The sequence below is a fragment of the Rhodococcus oxybenzonivorans genome (genome assembly GCF_003130705.1).
GTDB lineage: Bacteria > Actinomycetota > Actinomycetes > Mycobacteriales > Mycobacteriaceae > Rhodococcus_F > Rhodococcus_F oxybenzonivorans.
This window is the reverse complement of the sequence record NZ_CP021354.1, coordinates 1,139,725-1,152,578: the sequence shown is the minus strand read 5'-3', so window position 1 is coordinate 1,152,578 and position 12,854 is coordinate 1,139,725. Positions and strand designations below refer to the sequence as shown.

The window sequence follows — 12,854 nt, the reverse complement described above, 5'->3', positions numbered from 1 at the left end:
AATCTAGGTAACAGCGCCCGCCGTTTTGAGCGCGATGATGCGATCCCAGTCCAAGCCGAGCTCGGCCAGGATCTCGTCGGTGTGGGCCGCGAACTCGGGACCCGGGCCAAGCTCGGGGGCAGCGACGTCGAACTGCACCGGGTTGGCAGCAAGTTCGAGTTCGCCCGCCTCGACCAGGTATTCGTTGGCGCGGACCTGCGCGTCGACGGACACCTGGAGTGAATCCTGCACCGGCCCCCACGGACCGGACAGCGTGGCGAAGCGCTCCGTCCACTCCGCGAGGGTGCGGGTGGCGAGCACCTCCCCGAGAATCGCCACGGCCTTGTCGGTGTTGGCGGCGATCTGGGCGGCGTCGGCGAAGCGCGGATCATCCGCGAGTTCGGGGCGGTCGATGTGGCGACACACATCTGCCCAGTACTTCGCAGGCTGCAGCATGACGAATGCCAGGTAACGTCCGTCGCCGGTGGCGTATATCCCCGACAGCGGATTGGTCGGCGCGCCGTGGGCGCCAGGGACGGGTGCCACCATGGCCTTGCCGAGATGAGCTGACAACGCAATGCCGTGTCCCATAGCCCACACGCCACTGCTCAGCAGCGAGACGTCGACGATCGACGGTGTGCCCGTGCGCTCGCGGGCCAGGAGCGCCGCTGCGACACCCCCGGCAAGATTCGTCCCCGAAATGGTGTCGCCGAAGGCAGGTCCCGGCGGACTGATCATGCCTTCCACTCCTGGAGGTGTGAGCGTTGCGGCGATGCCTCCCCTCGCCCAGAAAGCGGTCATGTCGTAACCGCCTTTGTCTGCCTCGACACCACGTGGACCGAGGGCACTGCCTCGCGCATAGATGATGTTCGGGTTCACTGCGCGGACGTCGTCCACGTCGATCCCGAATTTGGTGCGGGCCTGGGGAAGGAAACTGGTCAGGAAGACGTCCGACCGACGGACCAGGTCGTCGAGGACCGCCTTGCCCTCCGGTCGGCCCATGTCCAGTCCGATACTTCGCTTGCCGCGATTGGCATGCTCGACATTGGGATTGGGATCACCCTCGACCCGGAGGGGCCCGATCTGGCGGAGCCCCCTCTGCGGGTCCCCGGTGACGGCGTGCTCGACCTTGATGACCTCCGCGCCCCAATCGGCGAGCACGGCACCCGCTGAGGGCACGAAGCCGTACATCGCGACCTCGAGCACGCGGATACCCGCAAGCGGCTTCACGGCTTCACCACGACCGCGAAGGCCTTGGTTTCGAGGAACTCCTCGAGTCCTTCTCGGCCGCATTCACGTCCGATACCCGACTGCTTGTAACCACCGAACGGGACGTCCGGACCGAAGTAATTCCCGCCGTTGATACCCATCGTTCCGGTACGGATGCGCCGGGCTATCGCGATTGCACGTTCGTCGCTCGCGCTCATCACAGCGCCGGACAGACCATAGATCGAGTCGTTGGCGATCCGCACAGCGTCGTCGTCGTCATCGAACGGGATGATCGCGAGCACCGGTCCGAACACTTCATCTTGTGCGATCTCGCTCTTGGGGTCCACGCCCGCCAAGACCGTGGGCTCATAGAAGAAACCTGGATCGACCTTCGTGCCACCCGCCAGCAACTCGGCACCGTCAGCGATCGCGCGCTGCACCATCGCGTCGACCTTTTCGCGCTGACGACCACTCACGAGAGGGCCCATGTAATTCTGTGGGTCAGTCGGATCGCCGAACGGGATGCGGCGGATGATCGCCGCCACCATCTTCGCGATCTCGTCGTGGTGCGCTCGCGGCACGAGTAGCCGCGTGGTCAGCGCGCACCCCTGACCGGCGTGCGAACAGACGGTCCCGGCCGCGAATTTCGCAGCCATCGCGAAATCGGCGTCTTCCAGCACGATCATCGCGGATTTCCCGCCGAGCTCCGTGAACACTTTCTTCATCGTGTCTGCCGCCGCCGCCATGATGCGGCGTCCGGTCGGGGTCGACCCGGTGAAGGTGACCACGTCGACGTCGGGGTGCGTCGTCATCAGCTCACCGGGGGCAATCTCGGAGGAACTGATGACGTTCACGACGCCCGCTGGAATGTCGGTGTGTTGCGCGATTATCTCGCCGAGAGCCAGCGTGACGAGCGGCGTGTCGGGCGCAGCCTTGAGCACCACTGTGCATCCCGCGGCAAGCGCGGGAATGATCTTGGCCAACGCGAGCTGCGTCGGGTAGTTGTACGCAACGATCGCGGAGACGACGCCGGCCGCTTCCTTCTCCACCCACCGCTTGTGGCGCTGTCCGGAAATGTCGATTTCGCCGAGGTCTTCGCTCAGCGGGTACTCGCGCAGGAGGTCTGCGTAGTAGCGCACGATTCGGATAGGTGCCTCCAGCTGGTTGGCGCGTGTGAGCTGGACGGTGGCACCCACATCAGCGATCGTCAGTTCGCGGAGCTCCTCGAGATTGTCGAGCAGCGCCTGGTGGAACTGGTCGAGACACTTGATCCTGAACGCCACGTCGGTAGACCAGCTGGTCGTGTCGAAGGCCCTCCGCGCTGCAGCGATACTCGCTTCGGCTTCCGCGACCCCGGCATCAGGCGCATATCCGACGATGTCACCCGTCGCTGGATTGATCGATGCGAACGTCCGCTCGGTCGCAACAAGCTGCCCGTCGATCAGCAGGCGCTTGTCGACGTCCAGCACGGTCGCAGCCTCCCGGCCTCCGTGACCACCGTTCGCGGCCGACACCGTGTCCTGAGATGACATTCCGTTCTCCTCGCTCAAAGTGAAAATACAATTCTCGCATTTGAGAATTATGCATTGGCTCTGCAGAGAATGTAACAACATGTGAGCCGCGGGGATACCCCCAATTGAGATCGGCGCCACACCTCACCTGGTTGCTGATCGACTGTTGCCACACCGTGTTCTCCGAGAGTATGGTTCTCAAAAACGGAAGGGAGATTCTTGTGATCCAGACTACAGCACTCGGTCCATCGCTCGGAGTGGAAGTCACCGGCGTCGAGAGCCTGGAGGATGAGGCGGTCATCGCCCGGTGCCTGGAGGCTCTGAAGTGGCGGGGCGTGCTGCTCATTCGCGGCCTGCATCTCGACGACGATGCTCAGCTGGCGTTCAGCCGAAGGCTCGGAACGGTGCGCATGACGGCACCAGGCGAGGAGCTCTTCACGGTCTCCCTCGACCCGGCCAAGGCTCCGTCCGCCGAGTACCTTAAAGGGACCTTCTACTGGCACATCGACGACACCACCAATGATGTGCCGGCGAAGGCAACCATGCTCACCGCCCGGCACGTCGCCATGGTCGGTGGCGGAACCGAGTTCGCCAGTACCTACGCGGCCTACGAGAACCTGCCCGAGCACGAGCGCAAACGCTACGAGGGCCTGCGGGTAGTACACAGCTTCGAGGCGGCCCAGCGGCTGGTCCATCCAGACCCTTCCGACGAGATGCTGGCGCACTGGCGTCGACTTCCCACACACGAGACTTCACTCGTCTGGACGCGCCGCGACGGTAGAAAGTCACTCGTCATCGGTGCCACCGCTGACCACATCGTCGGAATGCAGCCCGAGGAAAGCCGGGCACTGCTGGACGAATTGCTTGGTTGGGCGACCCAGGAACGCTACTCGTACACCCACGAATGGAAGGTCGGCGACGTGGTGGTGTGGGACAACACCGGGATGCTGCACCGAGCGCTCCCCTATGACCCTTCCTCGGAACGCCTGATGCGGCGCACCACGATCTCGGGCGACGAGGCCTGGTCGTGAGAACAGCTGTCGTCACCGGAGGTAGCTCCGGCATTGGACGCGCCATCGCCGAACGCCTGCGCAAGGACGGCTACCAAGTCGCCGTACTCGATCTTGCACCGACCGACTCCGCGTTCGAGTACAAGGTCGACGTGACCGACCCTGCCCAGATCGATAGCGCTCTCACCGAGGTTCGAAAAGAGTTGGGCCCGATCACCGTCCTGGTCAACGGGGCAGGACTGGAGCTGTACAAGCGGTTCGGCAACATCGCATTCGACAACTGGCAGCGAGTGATCGACGTCAATCTGAACGGCGTCTTCCACTGCGTCCAGGCGGTGCTTCCGGACATGGTCGATGCGGGCTGGGGTCGCATCGTCAACATCTCGTCGTCCAGTGCGCACTCAGGCCAGCCGTTCATGTCGGCGTACGTATCCGCAAAGTCGGCGGTCAACGGACTCACCAAATCGCTGGCTCTGGAATACGGGCCCAGCGGCATCACGGTCAACGCGGTGCCTCCCGGCTTCATCGACACACCCATGCTGCGCCGGTCCGAGGAGAAGGGCCTCCTCGGCGGCTCGATCGACCAGCACATCAGCAAGACACCGGTCCGGCGCGTCGGCCAACCGGAGGACATCGCCGCCGCTTGCTCCTTCCTCATCTCCGAGGAAGCCGGATACATCACCGGCCAGATCCTCGGCGTCAACGGCGGTCGCAATACCTGAGGCGCATCGCGCACCGCATCGGACGCAAGCACTGACGCCGGCCAATCAACGAAGGGATTCTCAGTGGGACGAGTAGAAAGCAAGGTCGCGTTCGTTACCGGCGCGGCGCGAGGCCAGGGTCGCAGCCATGCCGTGCGACTGGCCGAAGAGGGAGCCGACATCATCGCTGTCGACCTGTGTAGCGACATCGCGGCGATCGGCTATCCGATGGCGACCCCGGAGGATCTCGAAGAGACCGCACGCTTGGTAGAAAAGCACGGTCGACGAATCGTCGCTATACAGGCTGACGTTCGGCAAATCGACCAGTTGCGGGCCGCGGTGGAGCGTGGCATCGCCGAACTCGGCTCTCTCGACATCGTGGTCGCGCAAGCCGGTGTCGCGGGTATGAAGGGCGAACCACAGATCGATGCCTGGTGCGCTGTGGTCGACACCAACCTCATTGGGACGATGAATGCCATTCAGGCTGCGTTGCCCCACCTGGGAGATGGTGCCTCGATCATCGCAACCGGATCGACCGCCGCACTCATGGACGTGAGCAAGGTGGACGTTCCCGGCAAGGACCTCGGTGGCGTCGCCTATGTCTTCTCCAAACGTGCACTTTCCCAATACATCCACGAACTTGCGACACATCTCGCCCCGCGCGGCATTCGTGCCAACGTCGTGCACCCGACGAACTGCAATACCGACATGCTGCAGAGCGAGCCGATGTATCGATCGTTCCGGCCAGATCTGGAACACCCGACGCGGGCGGACGCCGAGCCCGCTTTCGGGGTTCAACAGGCCATGCCGATCCCCTACGTCGAGCCCGAGGACATCAGCAACACCGTCCTGTTCCTCGCCTCCGACGAAGCCCGATACGTCACCGGCATGCAGATGCGTGTCGACGGCGGCGGCTACCTCAAGTGGTACGACTACCACACCTGACCTGCGGCCGGACCGCGGCTCGACGGGATCGAAACAGTATGTGCTCGAGATGGATTCACCTGCGATCAGGAGGAATAACGTGAAGGTGAAGGTCGACCCAGAACGCTGCCAAGGGCACACCCTGTGCGCAATGGCAGCTCCAGACGTATTCGAACTGAGCGACATCGACGGCCACGCGTCGGCCGTCAGCGAATCGGTGTCCGCCGAACACGAAGAGAAGGTGCGCGAAGCCGCCCACTCCTGCCCAGAGCAGGCTATCTCCCTTTTCTGACACGGCTGCCGGTCGGAACTCGCCAATTCACCTCGAACCGCAAGAGAGGACGACGCGATGAGCGTTGATGACGTCGTAGACGACGACAGTCGGAAGAAGAACACCTACGACTTCGACCGGCACGCACCGGAGTACCGCGACAATTTCCTACCGATCACGGAGGAAATGCACGCGAAGTGTCCGATGGCCTGGTCCGATACTCACGGCGGCCACTGGGTCGCCGCGGGCGGCCGCGAGGTGTTCACCTTCGCCCGGTCCGCCGACGTGTCGAACGATCACGACCTGAAGGGCATCCGTCGTGGATACAAGGGCATAGCTATCCCCACAATGGAACGCGCGAGCGGCGTCCGAGGCGGCATCCTCGAAATGGACGAGCCCGAGCATCGTGAATTTCGTTCGCTTCTCAACCCGTACCTGTCGCCCGCTGCAGTCAACAGGTGGATCCCGTTCATCGACGAGGTGGTGCGCGCGTCCATCGACGAGAAAATCGAAACGGGCAGGATCGACTTCGTAGACGAGCTCGCGAACATCGTCCCCGCCGTCCTCACACTGGCGATGCTCGGAATCCCCATCAAGAAATGGACGATCTACAACGAGCCGGTCCACGCCGCGGTCTACACACCACCGGACTCCCCCGACATCCCGCGAATCGGGGAACTGCACCGCGCCATGGGATTGGACCTCCTCACCAATCTCATGGAGATCCGTGAGAATCCCCGTCCAGGACTGGTGGACGCGCTGGCACGCGCCACAGTCGACGGCGAGACACCGGACGATATGGAACTGCTCGGCATTCTCAGTCTCCTCATCGGCGGTGGGTTCGACACGACGACGGCACTCACGGCGCACTCGCTCGAGTGGCTGTCTCAGCATCCCGAGGAGCGCGACACTCTCAGCCGCGAACGCGACACCCTGTTGAACTCCGCGACCGAGGAATTCCTGCGCTACTTCGCCCCTGCACCGGGCGACGGGCGCACGATCTCCGCCGACTGCGAGTACGACGGAATCCAGTTGAAGGAGGGCGACCGCCTCTGGCTGTCCTGGGCGATGGCCAACCGCGACTCGTCGCTGTTTCCGGAGCCGAACCAGATCGATCTCGAGCGCAAGGGAAACCGCCACTTCAGTTTTGGTCTGGGAATTCACCGTTGCATCGGATCCAACGTCGCACGAACCGTGTTCAAGCGGATGCTCGTCGCCGTGCTCGACCGGATGCCCGACTACCGCTGCGACCCGGAAGGCACCGTGCACTACGACTCCATCGGTGTCATTCAGGGTATGCGTCATCTTCCGGCGACGTTCACTCCCGGCCCCCGCTTGGGCGCCGGCCTGGATGACACGCTCGAGAAGCTCCAACTGATCTGTGACGAGCAGGGACTCGCCGAACCGATCACGGCACGAGGTAAGGATGCGCAAGCACGTGGCTGATTCCACGGTGGTCGATCCGGTGGTAGGGGGGAAGGCGGCCGAAGAGTCCGGCCGTCCCCTCCCCCAGATCACGCCGCAGAACCGCTTCTTCTGGACGTCCGGCGCGGATGGCCGCCTGCGGCTGCAGGAGTGTGAGTCGTGCTCGGCTCTCATCCATCCGCCGCAACCGATCTGCCGGTACTGCCGAAGCCATCAGTTGGGTGTCCGGGTGGTGTCCGGTTCCGCGACTCTCATCGGATTCACGGTCAACCACCGCTTCAGCCTGCCCGGGTTGCCGGCACCCTACGTGGTGGCCCAGGTCGCGATCGACGAGGATCAGCGGGTTCGCTTGACGACCAACGTGGTCGAGTGCGACCCTGCACAGCTCGCACTCGGTATGCGGATGGAGGTCGTCTTCACGCAGGACGGCGATGTGTGGCTCCCGCTGTTCCGGCCTGCGGCCGAACAGCCTGCGTCTCTTCCCCTGCCTACGGACGACGTCGATCCGGGCCAGATCAGGAAGTCCGTGCGCCCCATGGTGACGCGCGAAAAGTTCGAGGACAAGGTAGCTCTCACCGGCATCGGGATGTCGGAAATCGGTCGACGGCTGATGGTGTCGCCGATGGCGCTGACACTGCAGGCCTGCGAGCGTGCCGTGGCCGATGCCGGCCTCACGATGGACGATATCGACGGCCTCGCAAGCTATCCCGGCGCCGGCCAGGTCGGCGGTTTCGGCGAGGGCGGCGTGACCGGAGTCGAGGCAGCCCTCGGACTCCGGCCGACGTGGCACAACGGGGGCATCGAAACCTTCGGTCCCGGCGGATCCGTGATCGCCGCGATGCTCGCGGTCGCCAGCGGCCTGGCACGTCATGTGCTGTGTTACCGGACCCTCTGGGAAGCGACCTACAGCGAGCAGATGCGTCGCGGCGAGATCTCCCCACCGGCCACCGGCCGCACTCCCAGCTGGATGGTGCCGTTCGGGGCCACCTCGGCAGCACATACGCTGGCCCAGAACGCGCAGCGGCACTTCCACCGATATGGAACTACCCGGGAAACACTCGGATGGATCGCACTGAACCAGCGGGCCAACGCCGCACTCAATCCCACGGCTGTATACCGCGATCCGATGACGATGGACGACTACCTGTCTGCCCGGACGATCACCACACCGTTCGGTCTCTACGACTGCGACGTTCCCTGCGACGGCTCGATTGCCGTCATCGTCTCGGCGGTGGACGCCGCCCACGATCTCGCGAAGCCGCCCGTGCTCGTCGAGGCCGTCGGCACCCAGATCGTCGAGCGGATCGAATGGGATCAGAGCACGCTGACGCACGAACCTCAGGTTCTCGGCCCCGCCGCCCACCTGTGGTCGCGGACTTCGATGAGCCCCAGTGATGTCGACGTGGCCGAGCTCTACGACGGGTTCACGTTCAACTGCCTGTCCTGGATAGAGGCCCTGGGCTTCTGCGGCATCGGTGAAGCGAAAGATTTCCTCGACGGCGGCACGAACATTGCCCGGGACGGCGTGCTCCCCCTCAACACGCACGGCGGTCAGCTCTCACACGGCCGTACCCACGGCATGGGACTGATCCACGAAGCCGTCACCCAATTGCGCGGCGATGCCGGGGCACGCCAGGTTCCCGGCGCCCGCGTCGCCGTCGCCGCCACCGGAGGCCTCTCCCCCGGCGGCGCCCTGCTCCTCAGGACGGATGCATGACCACCACGGATCCCGATCTGTCGCTACCCGCCGACTTCGACGGCCCTGAAACCACCACGCCGTGCGCGCGCGTGGCCGACATCGACGGAATCCCGATGTCGGCGTTGTTGTCCGAGGCCCCGAATCCGCGCGCGGTGATCGTCGCGCTGCACGGTGGAGCAACGAACTCGGCCTACTACGACTGCCCGGGCCATCCCGAACTGTCGCTGTTGCGATTCGCGTCCGCGCTCGGGTACACCGTGCTCGCGCTCGATCGGCCGGGCTACGGCACTTCTGCACCGTTCGCGGTCGAGATCGCCCCCCACCAACGACGCGTCGACCTCACCTATGCGGCCATCGACCACCACCTCGGGTCGCGTCCGCGCGGCGCCGGCGTCTTCGTGTGGGCGCATTCGGCCGGTTCGGAGCTCGCAGTCCGCATGGCCGCCGACGAACGAGGCACCGACTTACTGGGTATCGAGCTTGCCGGCACCGGTCGCGAACACCAGCCCGTGGCGGCCGAAATCCTGGGCACGCCTCACCAGCCGGCACCGCCGGAGGCAGTGCGCGAGTTGCTGTGGCAACCGAGTCACCTGTACCCCACCGAACTGATCGGGGGCGCACCTATCGCCTCATCGACTCCCCGTTACGAGTCAGGTGTCCTGGCGACCTGGGCGCGAATCGACTTTCCGGCGCTCGCGGCACGGATACGAGTTCCCGTCCACTTCACCGCCGCCGAGTTCGAGAAGGTGTGGCGAATCGACTCCGCTGCACTGCAAGACATCGCAGCCATGTTCACTGCTGCGCCCAGCGTCACCGTCAACGAACAGGCCGGCAGCGGGCACAACCTCAGCCTCGGCCATGGAGCCCCGGACTACTACGCGAAGGTGTTGTCCTTCGTCGAGGACTGCACACACAGCACAACGGGAAAGGACGACTGATGCACGCCGTCGATGTTGCACTGCTACTTGTCAGACTGGTTATCGGAGCGACCATGATCGCGCACGGGCTGAACCATTGGCGCGGCGGTGGCCGTATCGAAGGGACTGCCCGCTGGTTCAGCGGACTGGGTCTGCGGCAGGGCAAGCTGCAGGCGTGGCTGAGCGTAGTCACCGAAATCGGTGCGGGCTTACTTCTCGTCATAGGCCTCCTCACGCCGCTCGCCTGCGCGGCGGTCATCTCGGTGATGCTCGTGGCGGGACTCCTCGCCCACCGGCCCAACGGGTTCTTCGTCTTCAAGGAAGGCTATGAATACGTCCTGGTGCTATCGATAACCGCACTGGCGTTGGCAATGCTCGGCCCGGGAGAGTTCTCGCTCGACGCTGTCACAGGCATCGACATCGCCGGCTGGGCCGGTGGGGGCACCGCACTGGGTCTGGGCGTCGCCGCAACGGCAGGACTGCTTGCACTGTTCTGGCGACCGCAACCGCGAGAGGTCGTGGCCGCATGATGCCCAATCTCGAATCGGAGGAACACTGATGCGCGTCGGATTCATCGGACTCGGCAGCCAGGGCGCACCCATGGCACGCCGGATCATTCACGCGGGCTACGACGTCACACTGTGGGCGCGCCGTCCCGACGCTTTCGTGCCCTTTGCCGACACCGCCGCGACGTTCGCCGACTCCCCGGCCGACCTCGGCGCGGCCAGCGATCTCGTGTGTATCTGCGTGGTCAGCGACGACGACGTTCAGGAGGTGGTCGCCGGTGAGGACGGTGTACTCGAAGGAATGAAGGACGGCGGCGTGATCGCCATCCACAGCACGGTGCACCCGGACACGTGTCACGACCTGGCTGCCAAGGCGCGGGAGCGCGGGGTCTCCGTCGTCGATGCTCCGGTGAGCGGCGGCGGATCGGCGGCTACCGAAGGGCGTCTGCTGGTGATGGTGGGAGGAGCGGTCGACGACTACGACCGCTGCCGGCCGGTGTTCTCGATGTATGCGAACCCTGTCGTCCACCTAGGTCCGCTGGGCGCCGGACAGGTCACGAAACTGCTCAATAATCTGCTCTTCACCGCCAACCTCGCCACGGCGGCCAGCACCCTGAGCCTCGGGCAGTCACTGGGTGTCGACCCCGCCAGACTCGGTGAAGTCATCACCCACGGAACCGCTGACAGCTTTGCACTCAGCCGAATCGTCTCTGCCGGAGGAACTCTCGATCGCATCGCGGCGCACGCCGGCGAGCTGCTCCAGAAGGATGTCGGGCTGGTGGCCGGGCTCGCGGCCGCGGCGGAGGTCCCGACGGGCATCGCGATGGCCGCCGCAGACACCACGCTCACCCTGATGGACCACCTGCGATGAGTCGCGTCGGATTCATCGGTGCCGGGCGCATGGGACTCCCCATGGTGCGGGGGCTCGCCGAAGCCGGTCACGAAGTGCGCGCGCTGGGCCGCTCATCCGAAAGCCGGGCCGCTATCTACGCGTCGGGGGCGGAGGCATTCTCCGATCTTTCCGAGGTCGGCGAGGGAGCCGATCTCGTGACGGTATGCGTATTCAGCGACGACCAGGTTCGGCACGTGTGCCTCGACAGCCCGTTGCTGGCAGCCATGCCGAGCGGCGCCGTCCTGGCGGTGCACACCACGGTGAGTCCCCGCACGGTCGAGGCCGTCGCGGAACGTGCAGCGGCACATGGCATCGACGTGGTCGACGCCGCGGTCAGCGGCGGGCCACCCGACATCGCAGCCGGGTGCTTGACCCTCTTCCTCGGCGGACCCGAGGGCGCTGTGGCACGAATTCGCCCGATACTGCAAAGCTACGGCGATCCCATTCTCCACGTCGGCCCCAGCGGCAACGGGCAACGCGTGAAGCTGGTGAACAATGCACTGTTCGCGGCGCAGATCGGACTCCTCGCCGAAGCCGCCGACCTCGGCAGGCAGCTCGGAATAGACGAGTCCGTGCTGCTCGAGGCCCTTCCCCACGGAAGCTCCGCCAGTCGGGTCATGGGCAGTGTCGCGGCGCGAGGCTCGGTGAGGTCCTTCCGAAGCGCGGTCGGTGAGTTCCTCGACAAGGATGTGGCAGTAGTCCGTAAAACCGTCGCCGAACTCGGCGGTGACCTGGGCATCCTCGACAGTGTCATCAGCGGTGGGCATCCGGTGCGGTACCCCCGATGAGCACTTCCGTACCGTCGGCGCGGCAGGAGGCGTTGTCGATGAACGACGCCGACCCCCCCATTTCGCATATCCGATTGCCGCGGATCTCCCCCACGGACCGCGGAATGACGTCACCAAGGAGGTCCTCGTGGAGGGTCTGACAAATAAGGTAGTCCTCGTCGCCGGTGCGGCCACCGGCCTGGGCGCCGCCTCTGCGCACCGGTTGGCACAGTACGGAGCACGGGTTGTGGTCGGCGACCTGAACTTTCCCGGAGCCGAGAAGACCGCTGCAGCCATCAGCGAGGCCGGTGGTCAGGCGGTCGCCGCACAGTTCGACATCTCCGACGACGAGTCCGTCAAGGAACTGGTCGTGTTCTCCGTGCGGACCTACGGACACCTGGACGCAGTCCACATCAACGCCGGGGACATGGCGGCGGTGTCCAAGGACACGAATATCGTCGATATCGACCTCGAGATATGGGACCGCACCATCGCCGTCAATCTCCGCGGCCACATGCTCGTCACCCGCCACAGCATTCCGGAGCTTCTCGCCCGAGGTGGTGGGACCATCGTGTACACCTCGTCCATTGCGTCCTTCACGGGTGATCCCGAACGCCCGGCCTACTCCGCGACCAAGGCGGGTATCAATGCCCTGGCGCGGCACGTTGCCTCTCGCTGGGGCCGGGAGGGCATCCGCGCCAATGCCATTACTCCCGGATTGATCCTCACTCCTGAGATCGAGCAGGGTGCCTCTCCGGAGTTGCTGCAATCTTTGATCGCCCGATCCCGCAGCCCGCGCGCGGGCAGGCCGAGCGACATCTCGGGAATGGTCGCCTATCTGATGTCCGACGACGGGGCGTGGATCAACGGCCAGGTCGTCAACGTCGATGGCGGCACTGTCCTGCGCTGAACGGTGTCGCTCGGTTCCCACGCCCGACCGGCCCACCGACCGCAAAACGGCCGATTCGAACGCGGGATCTAGATTCTCACAAATGAAAGTACTATTCTCATTAGTGACTGGCGCCACTGCCGGATATTTCTGC

The 12,854-nt window shown here is 64.8% G+C and carries 13 protein-coding genes; 11 read left to right on the top strand and 2 right to left on the bottom strand.

Annotated features, from left to right (window positions below):
• Positions 1-3: 3 nt before the first annotated feature.
• Both CBI38_RS05525 and CBI38_RS05520 read right to left on the bottom strand, forming a co-directional pair.
• A complete protein-coding gene (locus CBI38_RS05525; RefSeq protein WP_109327048.1) occupies positions 4-1,209 on the bottom strand; it encodes a CaiB/BaiF CoA transferase family protein in 1,206 nt (401 codons plus the stop codon).
• Entirely contained in the window at positions 1,206-2,720 is a 1,515-nt protein-coding gene (locus CBI38_RS05520; protein WP_109327047.1) for an aldehyde dehydrogenase family protein, read from the bottom strand. Before CBI38_RS05520 ends, CBI38_RS05525 begins: the two co-directional genes overlap by 4 nt.
• A 200-nt stretch (positions 2,721-2,920) precedes the next feature.
• Between CBI38_RS05520 and CBI38_RS05515 the strand changes: the two genes are divergently transcribed.
• The 11 genes from CBI38_RS05515 (at position 2,921) to CBI38_RS05465 (ending at position 12,721) form a co-directional block, all read left to right on the top strand.
• Positions 2,921-3,730, top strand: a complete 810-nt coding sequence (locus tag CBI38_RS05515) for a TauD/TfdA dioxygenase family protein (RefSeq protein ID WP_109334875.1) — start codon at positions 2,921-2,923, stop codon at positions 3,728-3,730.
• Positions 3,727-4,431 carry an SDR family NAD(P)-dependent oxidoreductase gene (locus tag CBI38_RS05510; protein ID WP_109327046.1) on the top strand — a complete coding sequence of 235 codons (705 nt, stop codon included), beginning with the start codon at positions 3,727-3,729 and terminating at the stop codon, positions 4,429-4,431. Before CBI38_RS05515 ends, CBI38_RS05510 begins: the two co-directional genes overlap by 4 nt.
• A 63-nt stretch (positions 4,432-4,494) precedes the next feature.
• Positions 4,495-5,355 carry a mycofactocin-coupled SDR family oxidoreductase gene (locus tag CBI38_RS05505; protein WP_109327045.1) on the top strand — a complete coding sequence of 287 codons (861 nt, stop codon included), beginning with the start codon at positions 4,495-4,497 and terminating at the stop codon, positions 5,353-5,355.
• Positions 5,356-5,434: 79 nt separating this feature from the next.
• Complete coding sequence (locus CBI38_RS05500; protein WP_109334874.1) at positions 5,435-5,626, top strand: ferredoxin; 192 nt, start codon at positions 5,435-5,437, stop codon at positions 5,624-5,626.
• A 57-nt stretch (positions 5,627-5,683) separates the two neighbouring features.
• Positions 5,684-7,051, top strand: coding sequence for a cytochrome P450 (locus tag CBI38_RS05495; protein ID WP_109327044.1), 1,368 nt, complete (start codon positions 5,684-5,686; stop codon positions 7,049-7,051).
• Positions 7,044-8,747: a thiolase C-terminal domain-containing protein gene (locus CBI38_RS05490; protein WP_230990090.1), complete on the top strand. Its 1,704-nt coding sequence runs from the start codon at positions 7,044-7,046 to the stop codon at positions 8,745-8,747. The genes CBI38_RS05495 and CBI38_RS05490 overlap by 8 nt, the downstream gene beginning before the upstream one ends.
• Positions 8,744-9,667, top strand: a complete 924-nt coding sequence (locus tag CBI38_RS05485; protein WP_109327039.1) for an alpha/beta hydrolase — start codon at positions 8,744-8,746, stop codon at positions 9,665-9,667. The genes CBI38_RS05490 and CBI38_RS05485 overlap by 4 nt, the downstream gene beginning before the upstream one ends.
• Entirely contained in the window at positions 9,667-10,176 is a 510-nt protein-coding gene (locus CBI38_RS05480) for a DoxX family protein (protein WP_109327038.1), read from the top strand. Before CBI38_RS05485 ends, CBI38_RS05480 begins: the two co-directional genes overlap by 1 nt.
• 28 nt (positions 10,177-10,204) lie before the next feature.
• Positions 10,205-11,023 carry an NAD(P)-dependent oxidoreductase gene (locus CBI38_RS05475; RefSeq protein ID WP_109327037.1) on the top strand — a complete coding sequence of 273 codons (819 nt, stop codon included), beginning with the start codon at positions 10,205-10,207 and terminating at the stop codon, positions 11,021-11,023.
• Positions 11,020-11,832, top strand: coding sequence for an NAD(P)-dependent oxidoreductase (locus CBI38_RS05470; protein ID WP_109327035.1), 813 nt, complete (start codon positions 11,020-11,022; stop codon positions 11,830-11,832). The genes CBI38_RS05475 and CBI38_RS05470 overlap by 4 nt, the downstream gene beginning before the upstream one ends.
• Positions 11,833-11,959: 127 nt before the next feature.
• Positions 11,960-12,721, top strand: a complete 762-nt coding sequence (locus tag CBI38_RS05465; protein WP_109334873.1) for an SDR family NAD(P)-dependent oxidoreductase — start codon at positions 11,960-11,962, stop codon at positions 12,719-12,721.
• Positions 12,722-12,854 lie beyond the last annotated feature (133 nt).